The sequence below is a fragment of the Gordonia sp. GONU genome (assembly GCF_024733855.1).
In the GTDB taxonomy this organism is placed as follows: domain Bacteria; phylum Actinomycetota; class Actinomycetes; order Mycobacteriales; family Mycobacteriaceae; genus Gordonia; species Gordonia amicalis.
Window position 1 is genome coordinate 1 of sequence record NZ_JANRHB010000078.1, and the last position, 1,303, is coordinate 1,303.

The window sequence follows — 1,303 nt, forward strand, 5'->3', positions numbered from 1 at the left end:
GTTGGGGTGGGGTGGTCGTTCGGTGGGTTCGGTGGTGGCGGAGCGGGTGGGGTTGTCGGGGTCTGAGGTGGCGGTGTGGTGTGGGGATCGGGTGGTGTCGTATGGGGAGTTCGGTGGTTTGGTGGCGGGGGTTGCGCGGCGGTTGTTGGGGTTGGGTGTGGGTGTGGATTCGGCTGTGGGTGTGGTGATGTCGCGGTCGTTGGAGTTGTTGGTGGCGGTGCATGCGGTGGTGGTTGTGGGTGGGCGGTATGTGCCGGTGGAGGTGGATGCGCCGGTTGAGCGGGTTGGGTACATGTTGTCGACGGCGGGTGTGGGTGTGGTGTTGACGCGGGTTGGGGAGGAGGTGGTGGTGCCTTCGGGTGTGTCGCGGGTGGTTGTGGATTGTGGTGTGGGGTCTGGTGTTTCGGGTGGTGATGGGGGTGTTGGGTTGGGTGAGGTGGTGGATGAGGTGGGGGTGTTGTCGCCGTTGGTGGGTGTGTACACGTTGTTCACGTCTGGGTCGACGGGTCGTCCGAAGGGGGTGACGGTGTCGCATGGGGCGGTGGTGAATCGGTTGGGGTGGATGCAGTCGTTGTTCGGGGTGTCTGGTGATGATGTGGTGTTGTGGAAGACGCCGGTGTCGTTTGATGTGTCGGTGTGGGAGTTGTTCTGGCCGTTGATGGTTGGTGCTTCGGTGGTGGTGGCGGAGCCGGGTGGGCATCGGGATCCGTGGTATGTGGCGTCGGTGGTGGAGCGGTTTGGGGTGTCGGTGTGTCATTTTGTGCCGTCGATGTTGTCGGTGTTTGTGGATGCGCTGGGTGGGGATCGGGGTGCTGGTGGTGGTGGGTTGGGGTCGTTGCGGCAGGTGTTTTGTTCGGGTGAGGCGTTGGGTGTGGCGGGTGTTGAGGGGTTGCGGGGGTTGGTGCCGGGTGTGCGGGTGGTGAATTTGTATGGGCCGACTGAGGCGGCGGTGGATGTGACGTCGTATGTGGTGTCTGGTGGTGAGGTGGTGGTGCCGATTGGTCGTGCGGTGCCGAATGTGTCGGTGTGGGTGTTGGATTCGCGGTTGCGGCCGGTGCCGGTGGGTGTGGTGGGTGAGTTGTATCTGGGTGGGGTGCAGGTGGCTCGGGGGTATGCGTCGCGGTCGGGGTTGACTGCGGAGCGGTTTGTGGCGGATCCGTGTGGTGGGGTTGGGTCGCGGTTGTATCGGACGGGTGATCGGGTGCGGTGGTCGGGTGTGGGTGAGTTGGAGTATGTGGGGCGTAGTGATTTTCAGGTGAAGTTGCGGGGGCAGCGGATCGAGTTGGGGGAGATCGAGTCGGTC

General features: G+C 63.8%; 1 protein-coding gene. It reads left to right on the top strand.

Going from position 1 to position 1,303, the window contains the following annotated elements; genetic code table 11:
* Window positions 1-73: 73 nt before the first annotated feature.
* The coding region (locus NWF34_RS25215) for an amino acid adenylation domain-containing protein (RefSeq protein ID WP_375295711.1) at window positions 74-1,303 on the top strand (1,230 nt) is incomplete at its 3' end.